This is a genomic window from Nocardia sp. NPDC047654 (genome assembly GCF_043205035.1).
Lineage (GTDB): Bacteria > Actinomycetota > Actinomycetes > Mycobacteriales > Mycobacteriaceae > Nocardia.
Genome location: NZ_JBIDDF010000002.1, coordinates 760,195 through 782,164, shown reverse-complemented (window position 1 = coordinate 782,164; position 21,970 = coordinate 760,195). Strand labels below are relative to the sequence as shown.

21 protein-coding genes and 1 riboswitch are annotated in these 21,970 nt (G+C 69.5%); of the genes, 10 read left to right on the top strand and 11 right to left on the bottom strand.

The genetic code is table 11. The features are described from left to right. Nucleotides 1-6: 6 nt before the first annotated feature. A complete protein-coding gene (pta, locus tag ACGF7Y_RS11975; protein WP_393232421.1) occupies nt 7-2,079 on the bottom strand; it encodes a phosphate acetyltransferase in 2,073 nt (690 codons plus the stop codon). A gap of 206 nt (nt 2,080-2,285) precedes the next feature. Between pta and ACGF7Y_RS11970 the strand changes: the two genes are divergently transcribed. After that, nucleotides 2,286-2,792: a nitroreductase/quinone reductase family protein gene (locus ACGF7Y_RS11970; RefSeq protein ID WP_393232419.1), complete on the top strand. Its 507-nt coding sequence runs from the start codon at nt 2,286-2,288 to the stop codon at nt 2,790-2,792. A 68-nt stretch (nt 2,793-2,860) separates the two neighbouring features. Here ACGF7Y_RS11970 and fgd read toward each other — a convergent pair whose 3' ends face one another. Further along, the gene (gene fgd, locus ACGF7Y_RS11965) at nt 2,861-3,871 is read right to left on the bottom strand and encodes a glucose-6-phosphate dehydrogenase (coenzyme-F420) (protein WP_040870708.1); all 1,011 of its coding nucleotides are present in this window, start codon (nt 3,869-3,871) and stop codon (nt 2,861-2,863) included. Nucleotides 3,872-4,068: 197 nt separating this feature from the next. Between fgd and ACGF7Y_RS11960 the strand changes: the two genes are divergently transcribed. Continuing rightward, the gene (locus tag ACGF7Y_RS11960; RefSeq protein WP_393233148.1) at nt 4,069-4,827 is read left to right on the top strand and encodes an HAD-IIA family hydrolase; all 759 of its coding nucleotides are present in this window, start codon (nt 4,069-4,071) and stop codon (nt 4,825-4,827) included. A 115-nt stretch (nt 4,828-4,942) separates the two neighbouring features. On the opposite strand, the gene ACGF7Y_RS11955 is transcribed toward ACGF7Y_RS11960, so the two are convergent. Both ACGF7Y_RS11955 and ACGF7Y_RS11950 read right to left on the bottom strand, forming a co-directional pair. Continuing rightward, nucleotides 4,943-5,392 (bottom strand): MarR family winged helix-turn-helix transcriptional regulator, encoded by a 450-nt coding sequence (locus tag ACGF7Y_RS11955; RefSeq protein WP_393232416.1) that lies wholly within the window; start codon nt 5,390-5,392, stop codon nt 4,943-4,945. Nucleotides 5,393-5,442: 50 nt separating this feature from the next. After that, a complete protein-coding gene (locus ACGF7Y_RS11950) occupies nt 5,443-6,072 on the bottom strand; it encodes a type 1 glutamine amidotransferase family protein (protein ID WP_393232413.1) in 630 nt (209 codons plus the stop codon). Between the two features lie 83 nt (nt 6,073-6,155). Here ACGF7Y_RS11950 and ACGF7Y_RS11945 point away from each other — a divergent pair, with 83 nt between their 5' ends. Both ACGF7Y_RS11945 and ACGF7Y_RS11940 read left to right on the top strand, forming a co-directional pair. Then, the gene (locus ACGF7Y_RS11945; protein WP_393232411.1) at nt 6,156-6,608 is read left to right on the top strand and encodes an RpiB/LacA/LacB family sugar-phosphate isomerase; all 453 of its coding nucleotides are present in this window, start codon (nt 6,156-6,158) and stop codon (nt 6,606-6,608) included. 97 nt (nt 6,609-6,705) lie between these two features. After that, nucleotides 6,706-8,238: a serine/threonine-protein kinase gene (locus tag ACGF7Y_RS11940; protein WP_393232410.1), complete on the top strand. Its 1,533-nt coding sequence runs from the start codon at nt 6,706-6,708 to the stop codon at nt 8,236-8,238. A gap of 23 nt (nt 8,239-8,261) precedes the next feature. On the opposite strand, the gene ACGF7Y_RS11935 is transcribed toward ACGF7Y_RS11940, so the two are convergent. From ACGF7Y_RS11935 to ACGF7Y_RS11925, 3 genes are all read right to left on the bottom strand, one after another. Next, nucleotides 8,262-9,476: an O-succinylhomoserine sulfhydrylase gene (locus ACGF7Y_RS11935; RefSeq protein WP_393232408.1), complete on the bottom strand. Its 1,215-nt coding sequence runs from the start codon at nt 9,474-9,476 to the stop codon at nt 8,262-8,264. After that, on the bottom strand, nt 9,473-9,889 hold the full coding sequence (locus tag ACGF7Y_RS11930) for a rhodanese-like domain-containing protein (RefSeq protein ID WP_062968324.1): 417 nt from the start codon (nt 9,887-9,889) through the stop codon (nt 9,473-9,475). The genes ACGF7Y_RS11935 and ACGF7Y_RS11930 overlap by 4 nt, the downstream gene beginning before the upstream one ends. 14 nt (nt 9,890-9,903) lie before the next feature. After that, nucleotides 9,904-10,020: riboswitch (SAM riboswitch) on the bottom strand. 63 nt (nt 10,021-10,083) lie between these two features. Further along, nucleotides 10,084-10,533, bottom strand: a complete 450-nt coding sequence (locus ACGF7Y_RS11925; protein WP_393232406.1) for a hypothetical protein — start codon at nt 10,531-10,533, stop codon at nt 10,084-10,086. A 375-nt stretch (nt 10,534-10,908) separates the two neighbouring features. Here ACGF7Y_RS11925 and ACGF7Y_RS11920 point away from each other — a divergent pair, with 375 nt between their 5' ends. Both ACGF7Y_RS11920 and ACGF7Y_RS11915 read left to right on the top strand, forming a co-directional pair. Next, nucleotides 10,909-12,372: an FAD-dependent oxidoreductase gene (locus ACGF7Y_RS11920; RefSeq protein ID WP_393232404.1), complete on the top strand. Its 1,464-nt coding sequence runs from the start codon at nt 10,909-10,911 to the stop codon at nt 12,370-12,372. Nucleotides 12,373-12,457: 85 nt separating this feature from the next. Beyond that, on the top strand, nt 12,458-13,333 hold the full coding sequence (locus ACGF7Y_RS11915) for an amidohydrolase (protein ID WP_062967839.1): 876 nt from the start codon (nt 12,458-12,460) through the stop codon (nt 13,331-13,333). A 3-nt stretch (nt 13,334-13,336) separates the two neighbouring features. Here the strand turns inward: ACGF7Y_RS11915 and ACGF7Y_RS11910 are convergent, their stop codons facing one another. Next, nucleotides 13,337-13,834, bottom strand: coding sequence for a DUF456 domain-containing protein (locus ACGF7Y_RS11910; RefSeq protein WP_393232402.1), 498 nt, complete (start codon nt 13,832-13,834; stop codon nt 13,337-13,339). A gap of 146 nt (nt 13,835-13,980) precedes the next feature. On the opposite strand from ACGF7Y_RS11910, the gene ACGF7Y_RS11905 reads away from it, so the two are divergent. Next, entirely contained in the window at nt 13,981-15,078 is a 1,098-nt protein-coding gene (locus ACGF7Y_RS11905; protein WP_357034857.1) for a CaiB/BaiF CoA-transferase family protein, read from the top strand. A 341-nt stretch (nt 15,079-15,419) separates the two neighbouring features. Here ACGF7Y_RS11905 and ACGF7Y_RS11900 read toward each other — a convergent pair whose 3' ends face one another. Beyond that, nucleotides 15,420-16,925 (bottom strand): PLP-dependent aminotransferase family protein, encoded by a 1,506-nt coding sequence (locus tag ACGF7Y_RS11900; protein ID WP_393232400.1) that lies wholly within the window; start codon nt 16,923-16,925, stop codon nt 15,420-15,422. A gap of 30 nt (nt 16,926-16,955) precedes the next feature. On the opposite strand from ACGF7Y_RS11900, the gene ACGF7Y_RS11895 reads away from it, so the two are divergent. The 3 genes from ACGF7Y_RS11895 to ACGF7Y_RS11885 all read left to right on the top strand — a co-directional run bounded on the left by ACGF7Y_RS11895 (nt 16,956) and on the right by ACGF7Y_RS11885 (nt 19,104). Next, the gene (locus ACGF7Y_RS11895) at nt 16,956-17,216 is read left to right on the top strand and encodes a hypothetical protein (protein ID WP_393232399.1); all 261 of its coding nucleotides are present in this window, start codon (nt 16,956-16,958) and stop codon (nt 17,214-17,216) included. 215 nt (nt 17,217-17,431) lie between these two features. Continuing rightward, a complete protein-coding gene (locus tag ACGF7Y_RS11890; protein ID WP_393232396.1) occupies nt 17,432-18,070 on the top strand; it encodes a methylated-DNA--[protein]-cysteine S-methyltransferase in 639 nt (212 codons plus the stop codon). Nucleotides 18,071-18,213: 143 nt separating this feature from the next. After that, nucleotides 18,214-19,104, top strand: a complete 891-nt coding sequence (locus ACGF7Y_RS11885; RefSeq protein WP_393232394.1) for an alpha/beta fold hydrolase — start codon at nt 18,214-18,216, stop codon at nt 19,102-19,104. Here the strand turns inward: ACGF7Y_RS11885 and ACGF7Y_RS11880 are convergent. Both ACGF7Y_RS11880 and ACGF7Y_RS11875 read right to left on the bottom strand, forming a co-directional pair. Beyond that, complete coding sequence (locus ACGF7Y_RS11880) at nt 19,058-19,342, bottom strand: hypothetical protein (protein ID WP_393232391.1); 285 nt, start codon at nt 19,340-19,342, stop codon at nt 19,058-19,060. The two genes, ACGF7Y_RS11885 and ACGF7Y_RS11880, sit on opposite strands and share 47 nt — an antisense overlap. Beyond that, on the bottom strand, nt 19,339-21,945 hold the full coding sequence (locus ACGF7Y_RS11875) for a LuxR C-terminal-related transcriptional regulator (RefSeq protein WP_393232388.1): 2,607 nt from the start codon (nt 21,943-21,945) through the stop codon (nt 19,339-19,341). The genes ACGF7Y_RS11880 and ACGF7Y_RS11875 overlap by 4 nt, the downstream gene beginning before the upstream one ends. Nucleotides 21,946-21,970: the final 25 nt, after the last annotated feature.

The window sequence follows — 21,970 nt, the reverse complement described above, 5'->3', positions numbered from 1 at the left end:
CCCGCATCAACTCTCCTGCGCCTGAATGGCGGTGATCGCCACGGTGTTGACGATGTCGGCCACCAGTGCGCCGCGCGACAGGTCGTTGACCGGCTTGCGCAGACCTTGCAGCACCGGTCCGATCGCGATCGCCCCCGCGCTGCGCTGCACCGCCTTGTAGGTGTTGTTGCCGGTATTGAGGTCGGGAAACACGAACACCGTCGCGCGGCCGGCCACTTCGGAATCGGGCAGCTTGGCGTCGGCGACGGTCGGTTCGATCGCCGCGTCGTATTGGATCGGGCCCTCCACCGGCAGCTCCGGCGCGCGTTCACGCGCCAGCTTGGTCGCCACGCGCACCTTGTCCACGTCGGCCCCGCTGCCCGATTCGCCCGTCGAATACGACAGCATCGCGACCCGGGGTTCGATGCCGAAGCGTTCGGCGGTCGCCGCTGAGGAGATCGCGATATCGGCCAGCTGTTGTGCCGTCGGGTCCGGCACGACCGCGCAGTCACCGTAGGCGAGCACCCGGTCGGCCAGGCACATGAGGAACACGCTGGAGACGGTGGAGACCCCTTCCACCGTCTTGATGATCTCCAGCGAGGGCCGGATGGTGTGCGCCGTGGTGTGCGCCGCGCCGGAGACCATGCCGTCGGCGATCCCCTTGTACACCATCATGGTGCCGAAATACGAGATGTCGGCGACGGTTTCGCGGGCCCGCTCCACTGTCATGCCCTTGTGTCTGCGCAGTTCGGCGTACTCGGCGGCGAACTCGTCCAGGTAACCGGAGGTGCGCGGGTCGAGCACCTGCGCGGCGGAGATGTCCACCCCGAGTTCGGCGGCACGCGCGCGCACCGTCGTCTCGTCGCCCAGGATGACCAGGTCGGCGATCTTGCGCTGCAACACCCGGCCCGCGGCGCGCAGGATACGGTCGTCGTCGCCCTCGGGCAGCACGATGCGCTTGCGATCGGCTCGTGCGCGCTCGATGAGCTGGTATTCGAACATCTGCGGCGTGACCACCGGACTGGGCGGAACATCGATGCGCCGCAACAGTTCCACGGCGTCCACGCGTTCTTCCATCAGCGCCAGCGCGGTGTCCACCTTGCGCGGATTGCCCGCGGACATCCGGCCGCGGGTGCGGTAGGCGGCCCCTGCCGTGTCGTAGGTGCCGAGTTCGGTGGTGAGGATCGGCAGCTTGGGCTTGAGCCCGGTCATCAGCCGCGCCACCGCGGGATGCGGCAGCAGGCCACCGTTCATGATGATGCCCGACAGCGACGGAAAGCCCTCCGCTTCGTGCGCGTTCACGACGCTGAGCAGCACGTCCGACCGATCGCCCGGCGCGATCACCACTACGCCCTCGACCAGCCGTTCCAGGATGTGCTCCGCCGTCATGCCGCCGACCATGATCTTCAGCGCCTCACGGTGCAGCAATTCCGGATCGCCGCTGTACATCTCGCCGCCGATGGCGGCGCACAGCTCGGCCATGGTCGGCGCGATCAACAGCGGGACCTCGGGCAGTGTCCAGGAGGGGACGCCGAAGCCGCGCAGCGCCGCGGCCACCTCGTCCAGCCCCTGCGGGTCGCAGCGATTGGCGATGACGGCGACCAGCTGCGCGTGCTCGTGGGCCAGCTCGGCCGCGCACAGGTCGGCCAGCTGCTTCACCTCGTCCGGGGTGCGGCCGGCGCCGCGCAGCACCAGCAGCACCGGCGCGCCCAGATTGACCGCGATCCTGGCGTTGAAGCGCAACTCGCTCGGGCTCGCCACGTCGGTGTAGTCGCTGCCGACCACGACCACCGCGTCGCACATCTTGGCGACCTCGTGGAAGCGCAGCACGATCTCGCTGATCGCGGCGTCCGGGTCGGCGTGCACCTGCTCGTAGGTGGTGCCGATCGCCTGCGCGTAGTCGATGTCCGCCGTGCTGTGCTCGAGCAGCAGTTCGAGGATGTAGTCGGGCTCGGTGGTCGAGCGCGTGATCGGCCGGAACACGCCGACCCGCGCGGTCGTCGCACACAGCATCTGCAGCACCCCGAGGGCCACCGTCGACTTGCCGGTGTCGCCCTCGGGAGAGGCGATGTACACGGCGGATAGAGCGTTGTCGGCCATGCCGGAGAGCTTAGTGAACCGAGGGCAACCGGGCCGCGCCGCGCGACGGTGATCACTCGCCGGGCAAGCGAGCGCGGCCCGCCGCAGGGCCGTCCCGGAACACTCCAGGCCGCGACGGCAACCGGTCCGCCGGCCCGGCGATAGCGAAGGTTCAGCGGTATCGGTGGCGCCTCGCCGGTCGGTTTCCGCCCCGCTATAGTCCGGGCATGGCTGAGCAATTTCCGGATCGGCAGTGGGGTTCGCGCACCAATCTGTTCGCCCGCGCGGCAGGCAGATTCGCGGCCACCAAGCCAGGCTCCCGCCTGGTCCGCGCCCTCACCCCGCTGGACCGGGCGGTCCTGGAGCGCACCGGCGCCAAGTACACCGTGCTCGGCCCGATCGGCGCGCCGGTCATCTTGCTCACCACCATCGGACGCAAATCCGGGCAGCCGCGCACCCAGCCGTTGCTCTACGTGCACGACGGCGACACGCTCTACGTGATCGGCAGCAACTTCGGCCAGGCACACCACCCCGCCTGGACCGCCAACCTCCTGGCGAACCCCACCGCCACGGTAGCGATAGCCGGCGAACGCATCCCCGTAACCGCCACGCCTCTCGAAGACCCCGACAAAACCCGCATCTTCCAACGCTTCGTCGACATCACCGGCGCCTACGCGGCCTACCGCTCCCGCACCACCCGCGACCTCCGCATCTTCGCCCTCCGCCGGGCATAGCGCCGCGAGTGGCACACCACCGCGGCTCGGCCGAAAGGACCTCCGGCGTGGTGTGCCACTCGTGAACGTCAGGCGAGGGCGCGCAGGCGAGGGGCGAGGTCGCGCTGGAAGAGGTCGAGGAAGCGGCGCTGGTCGTGGCCGGGGGCGTGGAAGACCAGGTGGTTGAGGCCGGCGTCGAGGTAGGGCTTGATCTGGGCAACCGCCTCGTCGGGATCGCTCGCGACGATCCAGCGCTTGGCGATCTGTTCGATGGGCAGCGCGTCGGCGGCGGCCTCCATCTCGATCGGGTCGGTGATGCTGTGCTTCTGCTCCGCGGTGAGCGAGAGCGGGGCCCAGAACCGGGTGTTCTCCCTGGCCAGTTCGGGATCGGTGTCGTAGGACAGCTTGATCTCGATCATCCGGTCGATGACCTCCACGCTGCGCCCGGCCTTCGCGGCGCCCTCGGCGACGGCGGGCATCAACTTCTCGGTGTAGAGATCCATGCCCTTGCCCGACGTGCAGATGAAGCCGTCGCCCGCGCGTCCGGCGTACCGCGCGACCAACGGGCCGCCCGCGGCGATGTAGATCGGGATGCCGCCCTTGGGCACGTCGTAGATGGAGGCGCCGACGGTCTTGTAGTACTCGCCGTCGTAGTCGACGCGGTCGCCGGTCCACAGTGCGCGCATCAGGTCGACCGCCTCGCGCAGCCGTGCGAAACGCTCCTTGAACTCGGGCCATTCGCCGGTGTATCCGGTGGCGATCTCGTTGAGCGCCTCACCGGTGCCGACCCCCAGCATGACGCGATCCGGGTACAGACAGCCCAGAGTGGCGAAGGACTGCGCGATCACCGCGGGGTTGTAGCGGAAGGTCGGGGTGAGCACCGAGGTGCCGAGCTGGATGCGCTGGGTGCGCTCGCCGACCGCGGCCAACCAGGCCAGCGAGAAGGGCGCGTGCCCGCCTTTGTGCCGCCAGGGCTGGAAATGGTCGCTCACCGTGGCGCTGTCCAAGCCGTGTTGCTCGGCCAGCACCGCGATCTCGACGAGTTCACGGGGGCCGAACTGCTCCGCCGATGCCTTGTATCCGAGCTTGAGTCCGCTCATCTGCCACGCTCCTCGCGTTTCGTTTCGCCGCCATCGCGATCCGTTCTCGACAGTAGTCAACGCTGCCGCCGCCGCGCCGACGGCCTGGCGCGGATGATCTGCGCAGCCTGCCGGTCGTGGCCGTTCCGGTCGCGGGGCGATAGCGGATAATGGCCCGCGTGACCGCAGACGAGCCGATCCTGTCCTACTTGACCGATATGGACGGCGTGCTGGTGCACGAGGACCATCTGATCCCGGGCGCCGACAAGTTCCTCGCCGAACTGCGCGCCAACGACACCCCGTTCCTGGTATTGACCAACAACTCGATCCGCACGCCACGCGATCTACAGGCGCGGCTGCGGCACACCGGGCTCGACATCCCGGAAGAAGCGATCTGGACCTCGGCGCTGGCCACCGCCACCTTCCTGAACGAACAGCGGCCCAACGGCACCGCGTACGTGGTGGGCGAATCCGGGCTCACCACCGCCTTGCACGAGATCGGCTACGTGCTGACCGACAGCGATCCCGATTACGTCGTGCTCGGCGAGACCCGCACGTACTCCTTCGAGGCGATCACCACCGCGATCCGGCTGGTCGAGCGAGGCGCCCGCTTCATCGCGACCAATCCGGACCCGACCGGTCCGTCCCGGGACGGCTCGCTGCCCGCGACCGGCTCGGTGGCCGCGCTGATCACCCGCGCCACCGGCCGCGACCCGTACTACGTCGGCAAGCCGAACCCGCTGATGATGCGCTCCGCGCTGCGTCGCATCGGCGCCCATTCCCAGTCGACGGTGATGATCGGCGACCGGATGGACACCGACGTCATCTCCGGCCTGGAGGCGGGCATGCGCACCATCCTGGTCACTTCCGGCATCTCCACCCGTGGGTCCTTCGAAGCCTTCCCCTACCGCCCAACGATGGTGGTGGACTCCGTCGCCGACCTGATCGGGAAGACCGGGTCCCCGTTCACCGAATGAGAGGGTGCGTCTCCGGGGCAGACGACGCACTGCCGGAGGGCGCGCAGGGACTCGGCAGGCGGACCCCGTATATCGCCGCGAGCGCGCCGAACGCGATCGCCGATGACTGCCGCAGTCAGTCGCCGTCCGTGGTGATCGCCTCTATCGCGGCGGACAACGCGGTGAGCGCCTCGACCGCGCGCGCGAGCTGCTCGTAGCCGAGCTCGTCCACGAGCCGTTCGGCCATCACCTTGTGCCGCGGGTTGATGCGGCGTACCGCGGCCAGCCCCGCCTCGGTGACGGCGACGAGTTTCGCGCGGCGGTGCGCGGGATTGGGTCGGTATTCGGCGAGTCCCTTGTCCACCAACAGATCCGCGATGCGCTGGACGCTCTGCCGGGTGATGCCCATTTCGCGGGCGATGCCTGCGACAGGCAGCGGCGCGCGCGTCACCGCACCGAGCACCTGCCACCAAGCGGCGGTCAGACCCGCCGGTCGGGCCAGTTCCTCGGCCACCGCCAGGAATTGACCGTTCAGGCGGAACGACGTGATCGCCGCCGTGGCGAACAACTCCTGTTCAGGGGTCATGCGGCACCTCCCGATGTCGGCGATCCGGCCGGATCACCGGCAATTCTCGCTTACGCGTGCTGCGCGTCGTACTCCGCGAGCACCGCCCAGCCGGCGGGATCGGCGTGTGCGAACAACCGGTACCAGCCGTCCAGCACGTGCGGCTCGTACACGCCGAGCCTGCCGAGCACCTCGCGGGCGAATTCGAACGGCGCGCTCGCACTGGCGGTGATCACGTCACCGTCGGTGACGGCCGGGGCCTCGACATAGTGGTCCGCGCCCGAATATCCGCTGTAGCGCAGGAATTCCGCGACATTGCTGGTGTGTTTGCGGTTGTCGAGCAGGCCGGACTTGGCCAGTCCGAACGTCGCGCCGCAGATCGCGGCGACCGGCACGCCCGCGTCGACGAAATCGCGCGCCTTGTGCGTGAACGGGTCCAGCTCCGACCCTTCCCAGGTCTCCGCCCCGGGCAGGATCAGCATCGCGCTGTCGGCGGGCGTGAGATCGGCGAGCACGACGTCCGGCACGATGCGCATGCCGCCCATGGTGGTGATCGGCTCCGCGCTCGGGCCGACCGTCTTCACCTGCCATGTTCCCGGCTCCCGGTGCCAGCTCGGCTTGTTGATGTGCGCGGTGGCCGCGCCCACCTCCCAATCGGCGAGCGTGTCGTAAACGGCCATGTGCACGGTCTTCGTAGGCATGACAGTATGCTGTCATGTTTGACAGGATGCTGTCAATAGCGAAGAGTCGGCCCCCTCGATGAACCGGCAACTACGCTGGGAGCATGCGGATCTCGGTGGCGGCGGACGAGCGGGCCGGAGTGGCCCAGGAACTGATCGACGAGCTGCGCGAGCGCGGCCACGAGATCGTGCCGCACGGCGCGCTGTGCGACACGGAACGCGACGACTGGGCATGGGCCAGCGAGGCGGCGGCCCGGGACGTCGCCTCCGGCGCGGCAGACCAGGCGATCGTCTGCTGCTGGACCGGCACCGGCGCCTCGATCGCGGCCAACAAGGTCCCCGGGGTGCGCGCCGCGCTCTGCGCCGACGCTTCGACCGCGGCGGGCGCCCGCACCTGGAACGACGCCAACGTCCTCGCCCTGAGCCTGCGTTCGACCTCCAGCGCCGAACTCCGGGAGATCCTCGACGCCTGGTTCACCACCGAACCGAGTTCGTCCCCGGACGACCAGGCGAACATCACCCATCTCGCCGACATCGAACGCGCCGCCGACGCCTGAGGAAGCCTCCGCGCACTCCGTGCGGCGCACGGCGTCGAGAGCGAGCGCGCAGCCTCCCGCCCGCGACGGCGACGAAACCCGGCGATACGGTCGAGGCATGTCCATGCAGAGGCCAGGTGGCACGTTCGGGAACTATTCCCTCGAACGCTTGCTGGGTCGTGGCGGCATGGGTGAGGTGTGGCTGGCGCACGACGGCGCCGGGCATGCCGTCGCATTGAAGGTGCTGTCCGCGGCATATACCGCCGATTCGCTCTATCGGCAGCGTTTCGAGCGGGAGGCGCGGCTGGGAACCCGGGCCCGCAACCCGCACATCGTGCCCATCCACACGTTCGGCGAGGTCGACGGTCATCTGTTCCTGGAGATGGCCTACATCGAGGGCGTAGACCTCGGCACGCGGCTGAGATCGGGCGCGCTGCGGCCGGATCGGGCCGTGGACGTCATCGCCCAGGCCGCCGAGGCGCTGGATGCCGCCCACGCGGCCGGGCTCGTGCACCGCGATGTGAAGCCGGGCAATATCCTCCTGCACACCAGCGGTTTCGTGTATCTGATCGACTTCGGTATCGCCCGCGCCGCCGACGGCACCGCGCTCACCGCCACCGGGCTGGTGGTCGGCACGCTCGGCTACATGGCGCCGGAGCGATTCACCGGCGCCGCCGATGCCCGGTCCGATGTCTATTCGCTTGCCTGCGTGCTCTACGAGTCCCTTACCGGAAAGCCGCCCTATGGTGCGGGCGATCCGGCACAGCAGATGCGGGCCCACCTCATGACCGAACCGCCGCGCGCCTCGCTGGCCGCCCGTGACGTCCCGCCCGCACTCGACGCCGTCATCGCCCGGGGAATGGCCAAAGAGCCGGACGCGCGCTACCGCAGCGCGGGACAATTCGCCGCGGCGGCGTCGGCGGCCCTTCTCCGGTCCGCGTCCGCGCGACCGACCCCGCCGGTCGCACCTGCTCCGGCACCGGCAGGCCGCACATCCACCCGGATCATGACTTCCGCCCTCCCGGCGCGGACGACGCCCGAGGCCGGTTCACCCACTCCGGCCGGGCAACTCGCTCGCCGACACGAGCGCCGGTGGCTGCCCGTCGCCGCCGGGGCGGCGCTCGTCGCGGTGGCAGCGCTGTGGCTGTTCGGCGGCGGCATCGACATCGGGTCCGGACCCGTCGCGGGCCCGACAACCACCGATGCCCCTACGCCGGCCGATACTTCGCTGCCGCCGAGCGACGGGCAACCCGGGCCGGGTCCCGCGGTGCGCGACGGGAACCTCGCTTTCACCGTGATCGATGTACGCGCCACCGACCCGGCGAGCACCGGCGATTCCCACACGGTCGTGACGCTGACGGTCACCAATGTGTCCGGCGACGAACAAGTTCTCGCCGTCGCCGATCAACGGCTGGTCACCACTGGCGGCCGCTCCGTCGCACCCGACGCGGCGGTCACCGCGAAACTCAATTCGCCCGGCGAGGACTTCACGCGCATCGCCGGTGGCCGTGTCAGCACCGTCCGGCTGGCCTTCGACCTGCCCGGCAAGAACAAGAACGGCAAGAAGAACGACAAGAAGGACGAGGCACCGAGTCATCTGATCCTGCACGGCGCACCGTCGTCACCCGGCGTCACCGTGCCGATCGGCTGACCGATCGTGCGACCGTTCGCGGCTCAGGAGAGGGCGGTGTCCAAGTCGGCGAGGAGGTCTTCGACGTCTTCCAGCCCCACCGAGATACGCACGACGCCGTCGGTCAGGCCGATGGTGGCCCGGCCTTCGGGCCCCATGGCGCGGTGGGTCGTGGTGGCCGGGTGCGTGATCAGGGTCTTCGCGTCACCGAGGTTGTTGGAGATGTCGACGATGCGCAACCGGTTGAGGACTTCGAAAGCGCGCTTCTTCGCCTCGTTCTCGGGTGCGCTCAGCTCGAAGGTGATCACGGTGCCGCCCGCGCTCATCTGACTGGTGGCCAGCGCGTGCTGCGGATGAGATTCCAGGAACGGGTACCGCACCCAGCTGACGGCCGGGTTGTCCTCCAAGAAACGGGCGATGCGCAAGGCGGACTCCGCCGAGTGGCGTACCCGCAGCGGCATCGTCTCCAGGCCCTTGAGCAGGGTCCACGCGTTGAACGGGCTCAGCGCCGGACCGGTATGGCGCATCAGCGTTTTCACCGGGCCGTCGATGTAGTCCTGGGCGCCGAGGATCGCGCCGCCGAGCACGCGGCCCTGCCCATCGATGTGCTTGGTGCCCGAGTAGACCACCACGTCGGCGCCGAGTTCGAAGCCACGTTGCAGCAGCGGAGTGGCGAACACGTTGTCCAGCACCACTTTCGCACCCGCCGCGTGCGCCAGCTCGGTCACCCGGCGCACGTCGACCAAGGTCTGCATCGGATTGGCGGGCGTCTCGAAGAACACCGCCTGGGTCGGCACCGACAGCGCCTGCTCCCACTGATCGAGATCCTCGCCGTCGACGAAGACGGTCTCCACGCCCCAGCGCGGCAGGATCTCGTTGCACACCACGAAGCACGAGCCGAACAGGCTGCGCGCGGCGACGAGCCGGTCACCCGCCTTCAGCAGCGCGCCCAGCGCGGTGAACACCGCGGACATGCCGCTGGCGGTGGCGAAGCACGCCTCGGCGCCGTCGATCAGGCGCATCCGCTCCTCGAACATGGCCACCGTGGGGTTGCCGTAGCGGGAGTAGACGAAGTGCTCGACCTCGCCGGTGAACGCGGCCTCGGCGGCCTCGGCGCTCTCGTAGACGAAGCCGGAGGTCAGATAGAGCGCTTCGGCGGTTTCCTCGAAACCGGAGCGCCGCAGCCCGCCGCGCACGCCCAGCGTCGCGGGACCGACGCCGTCGGGCAGCGGCTTGTCGAACGCGCCGCCGGTGATCACGACTGCCGCCAGGGCAATCCGAGGGCACGCCAGCCCGCGCCGCCGCGATGCCCGAATTCGTCGAGCGGGCCTTCGAAGCCCTCGAGCACGTTGTAGGAGGTGCGGTAACCCGCTGAGGTGGCGGCGATCGCCGCACCGATCGAACGCTGACCGGAGCGACAGAGGAAGACGACGGGAGCCTCGGGATCGTGGCCGTCGAGCGCTTGCTTCAACTGCTCGACGAACGTCTCGTTGCGCGCGCCCGTGGAATCGACCCACTCGATCAGCACGGTCGGCCGTTCGATCGAACTGGTGTCGGGGACGCCGACGAACTTCCACTCCGCTTCCGTCCGCACGTCCACGAGGACGGCCTCGGGATCGTCCCGCAACAGCTCCCAAGCCTGCTGTGGGGTGATGTCACCGGCATAACTCATGTGCACCTCCTGCGAATCCGCACTTGCCGCGCCCGGGACCAGGGCGCCGCCAGGTCGTCACCCGGAGCACCCCACCGCGGAGGAGGGTTGCCGACCAGTAATGCCGGGGCTTGACACTGGTTCTCATGACCTTCGACTGAGATTGCACCGACCCGGGTCACCCTGTCAAACGGTGGCGCACACTGCGCGAACGCTCAGGTGCAGACCAGCCACTTACCGCCGGATCGGGTGAGATTCCAGGTCGAGGTCCGCTCCTGCCCGTCCACCTTCGTGGTCACGGTCGCCTTCCCTCGGTCGCCGTCCATGATCGGACTGTCGATTTTCGTGATCTCGACCAGCTTTCCGGCGCCGTCCTGCCCCGCCAGCGGCGAGCGGGTCGCGTCGAAACCCTGGCACGCGGTGCCGGGCGGCGGCACGGCGTCGCTGCGGTTGGAGCCGTCGACGAAGTTGCGGACGGCCGCCGCGATGCGGTCGGCTTCTGTGACATTTTTCTCAGCGGGCGACAGCACGCCGCCGAGCACGATCGCGATCAGCACGATCGCCGCGACCACCGCGGCCGCGATGAACGGGGCCGCCGAGCGCTTGTCGGTCTGATCGACCCGGATGATCTCGTCCTCGCCCGGGGTCGGCTGCTGTTCGGTCATGGCTCGATGATCCCTGGTCGGCGCGGGTATCGAGCGCTCGACCCCCGGCTGCGGACCGGGGTGGCGCCGGCCGGGTCCGGGCGTCCGCGATAGGCCGCGCGCGAGCGGGTAAGCGACGATTGTGGCTTTCGACGGCAGCCGCCGAGTTCACGCACCGACGCGGGGTGGCATCGGCCATCCCGATAGAATCGCGGGACGGCGGCCTGCTGTCATAGCGAATCGGCAGCTCCACGCCGCGGCGAACGGAGCACCGTGCAGCCACGAGCCGGCAACGCAGGCGTGCGCCCCGAGGGCGCGACCGAGCCGGTGCGTCAACTTAGCCTAAGCTAAGCCAGACGTCATTAATTGTTTCGACCGTAAGGTGCGCGTAAAGAGATGACCGAACAGAGTGCAGTAGAGGATGGCGGTGTTCGCGAGCCCTCCGTGGTGACGCAGGCTTCCTCCGCCGGGCCTGACGCGCACACCGCGAGGACCCGCCCGCTCCGCATCGCGATCGTGGGCGCCGGACCGGCCGGGATCTACGCCGCCGACGCATTGATGAAGTCCGATGCCGAGGTGAGCATCGACCTGTACGAGCGCATGCCCGCGCCGTTCGGGTTGATCCGCTACGGCGTCGCGCCGGACCACCCGCGCATCAAGGGCATCATCACCGCCCTGCACAAGGTGCTGGACAAGCCGCAGGTGCGCCTGCTGGGCAATATCGACTACGGCACCGACATCACGCTGGACGACCTGCGGGCCTTCTACGACGCGGTGATCTTCTCCACCGGCGCCAACGCCGACCGCGCCCTGCCCATCCCCGGCATCGATCTCGACGGATCCTTCGGCGCCGCCGACTTCGTCTCCTGGTACGACGGCCACCCCGACGTCCCCCGCACCTGGCCGCTGGACGCGGAGAAGGTCGCCGTCCTCGGCGTCGGCAACGTCGCTCTCGACGTGGCCCGCGTGCTGGCCAAGACCGGCGACGAGCTGCTGCCCACCGAGATCCCGCCGAACGTCTACAAGGGCCTCAAGGCCAACAAGGCCGTCGAGGTGCACGTCTTCGGCCGCCGCGGGCCCGCCCAGGCCAAGTTCACCCCGCTGGAACTGCGCGAGCTCGACCACTCCCCCACCATCGAGGTGATCGTCGACCCCGAGGACATCGACTACGACGAAGGCTCCGAAGCCGCGCGCAGGCATTCCAAGCAGGTCGACATGGTCGCCAACACGCTCGAGCAGTGGGCCATCCGCGACGCCGGTGACCGGCCGCACAAGCTGTTCCTGCACTTCTTCGAATCCCCCGCCGAGGTGCTCGGCGAGAACGGCAAGGTCGTCGGCCTGCGCACCGAGCGCACCCAGCTCGACGGCACCGGCAACGTCAAGGGCACCGGCGTGTTCAAGGACTGGGACGTGCAGGCGATCTATCGCGCCGTCGGCTACCTGTCGCAGAACCTGACCCAGCTGCCGTTCGACGACCAAGCGGGCACCGTGCCGAACGAAGCGGGTCGCGTGATCGCCGACGAGAACGCCGACGGCGCCGCGCGCTACATGCCCGCGACCTACGTCACCGGCTGGATCAAGCGCGGCCCGGTCGGCCTGATCGGCCACACCAAGGGCGACGCCAACGAGACCATCGCCTGCCTGCTGGACGACGCGCCCGGCTTCACCCCGGCGCAGCGCCCCGAACCCGAGGCCGTCACCGAGTTCTTGGAGAGCAAGGGCATCCCGTTCACCACCTGGGCCGGCTGGTACCGCCTCGACGCACACGAACGCTCCCTCGGCGAGCCGGAGGGCCGCGAGCGCGTCAAGGTCGTCGAGCGCGAGGACATGCTGCGCGCCAGCGAACCGCACAAGGTCTGATCACCCCGGCTGCGACCGACTCCGCTGCCACAACGACACCCCAGCTGTGGCAGCGGAAAATTCGACCCTGAGGCATTCTGTACAAGTGTTCGATGCCCACCTGCACATCTTCGACCCGCGATTTCCGCTGGCCGAGAACGAGGGCTACCTGCCCGACCCGTTCACCATCGCCGATTACCGCAAGCGCATGTCGCGCTTCGACGTCGCGGGCGGTGCGGTGGTCAGCGGGTCGTTCCAGGGCACGGACCAGACCTATCTGAAGGCCGCCCTCGCCGAACTCGGCGAGGGCTGGGTCGGCGTCACCCGGCTCGACTTGGACGCCACCGACGAGGAAATCCTCGAACTGGACCGCATCGGCGTGCGCGCGCTGCGATTCAACCTCAAGCGGGCGGCGGCCGACATCACCGGAATGACGTTGCAGGCGTTGCGCGCGCACGAACTGGCCGGCTGGCACGTCGAGGTCTACATCGACGGCACGATGCTGGCGTCACTGCAACCGGTCATCTCGAAGCTGCCCGCGCTGTCGGTCGACCATCTGGGCATGTCCGCGGAGGGGCTGCCCTTCCTGCTGGATCTCGTCGACCGCGGAGCCAAGGTCAAGGCGACCGGTTTCGGCCGGGTCGCGATGAACGTGGCCGACACGCTGCGCCGCGTCCACGCGGTGAATCCCGAAGCCCTCATGTTCGGCACCGACCTGCCCGGCACCAGGGCCGGACGCCCGTTCCGTGACTCGGACGTGGATCTGCTCTGCGATGTGGTGGGCACCGATATGTACGCGGTGCTGGAGGACAACGCGCGCGCGTTCTACCGGCTCCCGGCCCGTGAGCGCGTGGTCCGCGACGATCCGGCCCCCACGCTGCCGCTCTACCGCCCGGAACCGCCGACGCTGCGGCTGCGCCGCGACGAACTCCCGGAAAACCGGGCGGGCGACACGATTCCGTTTCCCGCCATCGATCGGTAGCGCTCAGACGGCGAAGACGCCGACGAGCCAGACCCCGGTGGCCAGCAAGGCGCCGAAGAGCTCGATCAGGATGGACAGGCCGACGCCCTTCATCGCGTGCACCGTCGCCTGCCACGCCTCCCGGTTGACCCGCAGCCGCTGGAGTTCCGAAAGATACACGCCGAGAACGAAACCCACGAACAGGCCGATCACCGGGATCACGAAGAAACCCACGATGCCGAGGACCGCGCCGAGGAAGACCGCCCGGCCCGCCACGCCCGCGTCCTTCATCTTGCGTCCGGGCCAGGTGTATTTGACGACGCCGGAAAGCACCAGCAACAACGCGCTGATCGCGAAAACCGTCCACGCCGTCGCGCCACCGGTGAGGAAGGCCCAGACGGCGATGGCCGCGCAGATCAGGATCACGCCCGGCAGGATCGGCACGACGACCCCGACGAGGCCGACCAGAATCGCGAGGCCGGCGAGAAGGTTGTACCACCCCTGATCAGACAGCGCTTCCACATGTGCAGCCTAGAGCGGCGCACAGCCGCGGGCGAGCCGTAGCAGCGCGGCGTTATTGTCATACTGTCAATACACCCCTCCCGGTCGCGGCCGGGAGGACGCACCGGTCACCGGTGTGCTGGATCAACGACGAACCGAGGTAGGGCGTGAGCACTCCATCCACCGCCAAGCAGGGCCCGCTCGCGGGCATCAAGGTCATCGAGCTGGCCGGCATCGGCCCCGGTCCGCACGCCGCGCTGCTGCTCGCCGATCTGGGCGCCGACGTGGTGCGGGTACAGCGCGCGGGTCAGCTGCCGGGCGGATTCGACCGGCCGCAGCTGCGCGGCCGGACCATCGTCGAGGCCAACCTCAAGGATCCCGCCGACATCGAGAAGGTGCTCGGCCTCGTCGAGAAGGCGGATGTGCTGATCGAGGGCTTCCGCCCCGGCGTCACCGAGCGGATGGGCCTGGGTCCGGACGACGCGCTGGCCCGCAACCCGCGCCTGGTCTACGGACGGATGACCGGCTGGGGCCAGGAGGGCCCGCTGGCCGACCGCGCGGGACACGACATCAACTACATCTCCATCACCGGCGTGCTGCACGCCATCGGCCGCAAGGGCGAACGCCCGGTCCCGCCACTGAACATGGTGGGCGATTTCGGCGGCGGCTCGATGTTCCTGGTGTTCGGCATCCTCGCCGCGCTGGTCGAGCGGCAGCAGTCCGGCAAGGGCCAGGTGATCGACGCGGCCATGGTCGATGGCGCCCTTGCCCTTTCGCACATGATCTGGGGCATGCGCGGCGCGGGCGCCTGGTCCGACGAGCGCGGCGTCAACCTGCTCGACACCGGAATGTCGTTCTACGACACCTACGAGACCTCCGACGGCAAGTACATGGCGGTCGGCGCGATCGAACCGCAGTTCTACGCCCAATTGCTCGCCGGCCTGGAGATCGACGCGGACGGCCTGCCCTTCCAGCTCGACCCCGCCGGGCAGGACACGCTGAAAAAGCTGTTCACCGAACGCTTCCGGACCAAGACCCGGGACGAGTGGTCCGAGATCTTCACCGGCACCGACGCGTGCGTCTCGCCCGTGCTCACCTTCGAGGAGGCGACGCGCAACGAGCACATCGCGGCCCGCGGCTCGTTGCTGGAGCTGGACGCCATCACCCAGCATGCCCCCGCCCCGCGATTCTCCCGCACTCCCAATGGGATTCCGACCCCGCCGCCCACCACCGCGACGCCGATCGAGTCGGTCTGGGCAGACTGAGCACCCGGCGGGGTGCCGTGGCGCGGCGCCCGGCACTCCGCCCTGCTGCGGGTAATTGAAAATTTCAACATACCAACCGGTTCGACAGTTCGGCACCGGGCCTGCCATACTGTCCGCGAGCAGGTGGCTTTCGAGGACAGCGAACTTCCCCGGGCATCGTCCGGTCCGCTCCTTGACCACCGCTCGAGTTGGAGGCCGAGGCACCGTGCGAGCTTCCGCACGCCGCCCGAGCACGACCAGGGCCAGTCCCGAGGGGTGACCGGCCACTCGTGCCCGGCGGCGCTCGGAGGGGAGTGCCGCCGGCGGAGGCCCCCTCCCAGGGCCGGAACAGCGAAATCTCCTCAGTAGCAGGTCAACGGCGTCAGTGGGTCCGCGGCGCGAGGCGTCAACGCGGCATAGGCGGACGCGATGGCCTTGACCGCCAAGCGCAATTCGGGCTCCCGGTGGGTGAACGGCAGCCGCAGGAACCGCTCGAACGCGCCCTGTACGCCGAATCGAGGCCCGGCCGCGAGCAATACGCCGTGGTTGGGCGCCGTGGCGGCGAGTGCGGTGGAGACCGAGGTCGGCAGCTGCGCCCACACCGACATGCCGCCCGCGCCGACGGTGACGCGCCAGTCCGGTAGTTCCTCGGCGAGCGTGTCGAGCAGAGCGGCACGCTGCGAACGCAACTGGTCGCGGCGGCGGTCGAGAATCACGTCCGCGTGCTCGAGCAGGTGCACGGTGGCCAGCTGGTCCATGACGGGGGTACCGAGGTCGACGGTGGAGCGGATGCCGAGGAGCTTGGTGATCAGCGTCTGATTGGTCCGTATCCAGCCGACCCGCAGACCGCCCCAGAACGATTTCGAGGCCGAGCCGATGGTGACGATCTCGGAGCCTTTGGCGAAGGCGGCGACCGGCGGCGGTGCGATGTCCGCGCCGAGGCCGAGATCGGCCATGGATTCGTCGATCACGACGGTCATCCTGGTATCCCTGGCGATGGCGGCCAGTTCGGCGCGGCCGTCGGCGTCCAGCAGCAGGCCGGTCGGGTTGTTGTAGTCCGGCACCAGGTAGGCCAGGCTCGCCGCGGTCTGCCGGGCGGCACTGCGGATTCCGTCGAGATCCCAGCCGCCCGCCGGGTCCTCCGGCCGTAGCGGCACCGGCACCGGCCGGGCGCCGACGTCGCGGATCGCCTCGATGGCGTTCGGATAGGTCGGGTGATCGATGAGCACCCGGGCGGCGGGCGCGGTCAGCACGTTCAGCAGCAGGCGCAGGCCGTGCTGGGCGCCGAGGGTGACCAGGATCTGGTCGGGTTCGGTCGGCAGCCCGCGCGCGGTGTAGCGGCGAGCGATCGCCTCCCGCAGCGCCAGCACACCGACCGGGTCCATGCCGTGCGTGCCGAGGTAGGCCGGAATTCCTTCCAGGGCAGCGGAATACGCGTCCTGCATCTCCAGCGGGGCGGCCATCGCGGCATAGGTCATGTCGATGGTCGGCAGTTCGGGCGAGGCCATCATCGCCAGGATGCTCCTGGCCGGTTTGACGCCGTCGTGCTGCACGTCCCGGGGCAGGGCAACCGTGCTGCGCGAGCCCTGGCGGCTGATCAGGTAGCCGTGCTCGCGCAGCAGCGCGTAGGTGGAGGTGATGGTGGTGCGGCTGACCCCGAGGGTGGCGGCGAGATCGCGTTCGCTGGGCAAGGCGACACCCAGCGGTGCGCGACCGTCGTGGATCAGCAGCCGAATGCCTTCGGCGAGGGCCAGATAGGCCGGACGGGTGGAGCGCCGCCCGGCCGGATCCGGATCACCGTCGTGCGCGTGCCGCCAACGGCCCAGATCGCGGGCCAGGCTGCCCGCGCCGATCACTCTCGTCGCCATGCGGTCCAGTATCGGCCGATTGGATATTCCTTGGCAAGGCCAGTAGCGCGCACGCTGGCGGACATGACCGCCCTCGCCACCCTGTTCCTGGTCGCCCTGTCCGGCTACCTGATCCACCGCTTCGCGCCGAAACGCGACGAGCGCGCCTTCCGTCTCGAGCGTTTCCACCCGGGCACGCCGATGTCCGACCACACCCCTTCACACTACGATTACCAGCGGCGATACTCTGATCTCGCCGCGATACACGGCCGAGGGGATGCGCCGGACACGGGCTCGTTCAGCGGCGCGTAATTCCCGCGACCCATCTCGGGGCCGCCTGCGTCGAGGCACGGAAGAGCGCTACGGAAAGCCATGCGCCCGCACCAGGCCAGTGTGGCGGCCGCCCGCGTCCTGCCGAGATCTCTTCACCGCCCGCGCCCGGCTCGGCTACGACACCGCAAAGGCCAGTTCTGCATAACTGGCCTGGTAATTGTCTATTTGTCGGTCCCACGGTGCAGACTTGGCTCATGAGTGACGCCACGAGCCTCGCCGCCGATCGTGCGGCGGCCGAGGCCATCGGTTCGGCCACGGAGCCCCGGATCCCGGTCCGTCCCGCGCAGGCCCACCGAGCCGCGGCGGCGCTGTTCGACACCGCGATCGGCTGCTGCGCGATCGCGTGGAGCGGCGCGGGTGTGATCCGATTCCAGCTCCCGGAGGCGAGCCCGGCGGCCACCCGGGCGCGCATCACCCGCGCGCACGCGGGCGAGAAGCTTCACGAAGAGCCACCCACCGGCGCGATTGCCGAGGCCATCGCGGGTATCCGCGCCCACCTCGCGGGCGAACTCGACGACCTGCGTTGGATCGCCGTGGACGCCAGCGGGATTCCGGAGTTCCACCGCGCCGTCTACGCCGTCACGCGCGCCATCGACCCCGGTCGCACCCTCAGCTACGGCCAGGTCGCCGACCGCGTCGGCGCGCCCGGCGCCGCCCAGGCGGTCGGACAGGCATTGGGCCGCAACCCGATTCCCCTGATCATCCCGTGCCACCGCGTACTCGCCGCCGACCACGCCCTGCACGGCTTCTCCGCCCCCGGCGGCATCGACACCAAGCAGCGCCTGCTGACCATCGAGCGCACATCAGGATTCGGCGAACCCACGTTGTTCTGAGCAACCCGACCGCCGCTGTTCCAGCCGCTCGAACTCCCGCGGGGGATCGTCCCCACGCTCCGATGAATTCGTGGAACTCGCTTCGTCCGTATGAGCGAAGCATCGGCGGAACTCGCCCCGCAGGGAATGAAAGTGAGCGAACCATGGAGACTGTGACCTCGGCCGACGGCACCGTGATCGCGTTCGACCGGCACGTCGGCGGCGAGAACGGCGTCGTGATCCTGATCGGTGGCGCCTTCGGTTTCCGCAGATTCCCCAAGATGGTCCAGCTGGCCGCGGCACTCGCCGAGCAGCACCGCCTGACCGTGATCAACTATGACCGACGTGGCCGCGGCGACAGCACGGACTCGCCCGGCGTCTACGAGGTCGACCGGGAGATCGATGACATCGCCGCGTTGGTCGAGGCGGCGGGTGGTGCGGCGGCGTTGTTCGGCTGGTCCTCGGGCGCCACGCTCGCGCTACGAGCCGCCGAGTCCGGTCGGGTGAAGGGCATCACGAAGGTTGTCGCATTCGAGCCGCCTTTCGTGGTCGACCGCGAGGGGTTCGTGCCGCAGGCCGACCTGGAAATGCGCCTGCGCGAACTGATCGCCGCCGACCGACGCGCGGACACCGTGCGGTTCTACATGACCGAGGCTATGGGGATGCCGCGTGTCATGGTGGCGGCCATGCGCCTCACCCCCTTCTGGAAAGGCCTGCGCGCCACCGCACCGTCCACCGCGCACGACTGGGCGGTGATGCGCGAGTTCATGCGCGGTGAGCCGCTGCGGACCGAGGACTGGTCCCGGGTCGGCGTTCCCACTCTGGTCATTGCGGGCGGCAAGAGCAACGCGTTGCTCCGCAAAGGAGCCGCGCCATCGCCGCGGTACTTCCCGACGCCGTATTCCAGGAGATTCCCCGGCTCAGCCACAACCCGGACATCAGGCTGCTCGCCCCCGTCGCCGGTTCGTTCCTCACCGGTGTCGAGCAGCACGCCGAGTAGCGGGCGGCTCAGTCGATGGGGTGCGCACGGAAGAAGTCGCAGGCCTCCCCGGTGATGTAGCCGTCCGCGCAGCCGAAGTATGTCTGAATGCAGGCGTTCGTCGAGCAGCCGAGTTCGATCAGCTTCTGCCGGATCCGGGCGTTGCGCTCCTGAGGCGTCTCGGTCTTCGGCGCCACCGTCGCCGAGGAGCGCACCGAACTGGTGACCGGTTGCGGTTGCCCGTCCGAGCACCCGGCGGCCAGGACGATTCCGGCTGCCAGCGCGCAGATCACCGCGGCCGGTCGCCAGGTCATCCTCCGCTCCCGGACTCCCCGCGCATCAACGCTCCGAGCGACTCGCGATCGGTGACGTCCATCTTGATGCAGGCCCGGTAGAGGTGGCCCTCCACGGTGCGCACCGACACCGTGAGCCGGTCGGCGATCTGCCGGTTGGACAGACCCGCGGCAACGAGATTCGCGATCTCGCGTTCCCGCGCGGTCAAGGGCAAGGGCTGCGCCGCCTGCCGCAGCGCCGGGGTACTCGCTCCGCCGCAGGCGGCGGCCAGGCGGTTGGCCATGGCGGCGGACTCCAGCAACCTGCGCCGATCCCCGGAACGCTCATGGGCCGACGCGGCCTGCGCCGCGGCGTCGGCGGCCGACAGCAGCACGCCGAGACGCTCGAATTCCGCTGCCGCCGCGTCCAGCCCGGGTCCGTCGTGGGCGGCGAGCGCCACCGCGTGCCGCGCCTGCGTCTGCACAAGCCGCCCTTCCACCCGGACGGCCAGCTCCGCCAGTCGTCCGGACACCGAATGGTCGCCGAAGCGGGCCGCGGCGTGCAGTGCCATGGCCTCGATCGCGTGCTGATGCGAGTGTGCGGCCGCGTCGGCGGCGCCCACCGCGATCCGGATGGCCGGGGTCACGGTGCCTTCGGCGGCGGCCAGCCAAGCGCGGGCCACTTCCAGCTGCGGTTCGTACACCGCGCTGTGCCTTCCGCCTCGGGCGGTGGCATGCGCGATCGACTCGGCGGCTTCGGCGGCGCGCCCGAGTGCCGAATACGCCTCCGCCAGACGGATTCGCGCGGGGAACATCCACGCGGCGGCGCCCTCCGCGGCCAGTGCGGCCAGCGCCTGTTCCAGGTTGTCGATACCGTCCAGGAACCGCCCCTGCGCGACATCGACGGTGCCCTGCAGGATCTTCGACATCCCCCAGGCCAGATACTGCCCCGGCGAGGAGTAGCCGACGAACGACCCGGCACGGCGTCGCGCGGCGTCCAGATCGCCGGTGAAGGTCAGGGCGAGCACCTCGGCGTGCGTGGACATGAAGCGGTTGAGCCCGTCGATGTGCTCTTCCACCTCGTGCCCGCGGGCCGCGTACTGCCTGGCCGCTTCCCCCCTGCCCATCAACGCCAGCGCCAGGCCGCCGCCGAAGGCCGCCCACCACACCGCCCACGGCGGCGCGCCGTCGGCGGAAATCACCGTTTCCGCCTCGGCGATCGCGTCGTCGACCCGGTTCTCGTTGACCAGGCTCGCGGAGGCCAGACCGGTGAAGATGGCCGCGATCTTCGGATGCCGCACCTTTCCGCGCACCAACGTCAGCACCTCGTCGGCGCGGTCGGCGTCGCCCATGGCCCACAACAGGTTCGCCACCCGGGTGCTGCCCCAGCGGGCCAGCTGCACCTCGTCGAGCTGGTCGGGGTCGAAGCTGGCCAGGGTGCGCTCGGCCTCGATCCGGTGTCCCTGCCAGAGCAGGGCCCGCGCCAGCAGGTCGGCGGCCTCCACGCCGCCGCGCCGCTCCACCGCGGCGCGGGCGAAGCGCTCGCCCAGCGGCAGATTCGCCAATCCGATCGCGTCGGCCGCGGCCGCCTCGAACAATTCCAGATCCGCGGATTTGTCGCTGTCCAGCGCCAATTCGGCCAGCCGAATGCGGTCGGCGGCGGAATTGATCCGACGCTCCTTCAGCGACGAATACAACCTGCCGCGCAGCCGCCGCGCCGAGGCGATGCCCAGCCTGCGCCGGATCACCTCGCCGAACAGCGGGTGGTTGTAGCGGACGATCAGATCCCGGGAATTCTCCACGACCCGGATCACCCCGCGCGTTTCGGCGGCTTCCACCGCGTCCTCGCCCGCCAGTTCGGCGAGGACGTCCAGATCGATCGGCTCACAGAAGGTCAGCAGCTCCAGCACCCGCAGCACCGGCTCGGGCAGTTGCTCCACCCGATCCTCCAGCAGCGCGGCCAGCTCCGAGGTCACCGCGGCGCGGCCGCGTAACTGCCACACCCCGTTGACCTGGCGCAGCGTGCCCGCCTCCAACGCGCCCTCGACCAAATGCCGCAGGAACAAAGCGTTTCCGGCGGAGGACTCCCACATCAGATTGGCGGTGAACCCCTCGAGCTGCCCGCCGAGCATCGACTCCACCAGCTCGACGCTCTGGCGCTGGGTGAACGGGCGCAGATCGATGCGCGTCAGGTGGCCGTCTTTCCACAGGGAGGTGACCGCGTCCGGCACCGGGACGCCGCTGCGCACGGTCACCACGATGTGCGCGGCCTTGTCGATGGCCAGCTGGAGCAGCAGGGTGGCGGAGAGCTGATCGAGCAGATGCGCGTCGTCCACGCCGATCACGGTGTCCCCGTCGGCGAGCAACGCCTCGCGCGCCGCCGACATGAAGGTGACCGGATCGTGCGCTGTATAGACGCCGACCATGTGCGCGAAGACCCCCAGGGGGATGCTGCGCGCCGATTCGGTGCCCGCCACCCAGCGGACATTGCCGCCGATCGCGGAGGTGGCATGCCTGGCCAGGGTGGTCTTGCCCACCCCCGCGTCGCCGGTCAGCACCACACCGACGTGCTCCGAACCGGTCAGCGCCGCGCGGATCGCCTCGAATTCGCTTTCGCGCTCGATCATCGGCCAGTTCCGAGCCATGCTCTAACTGTAGTTCTTCACCGAT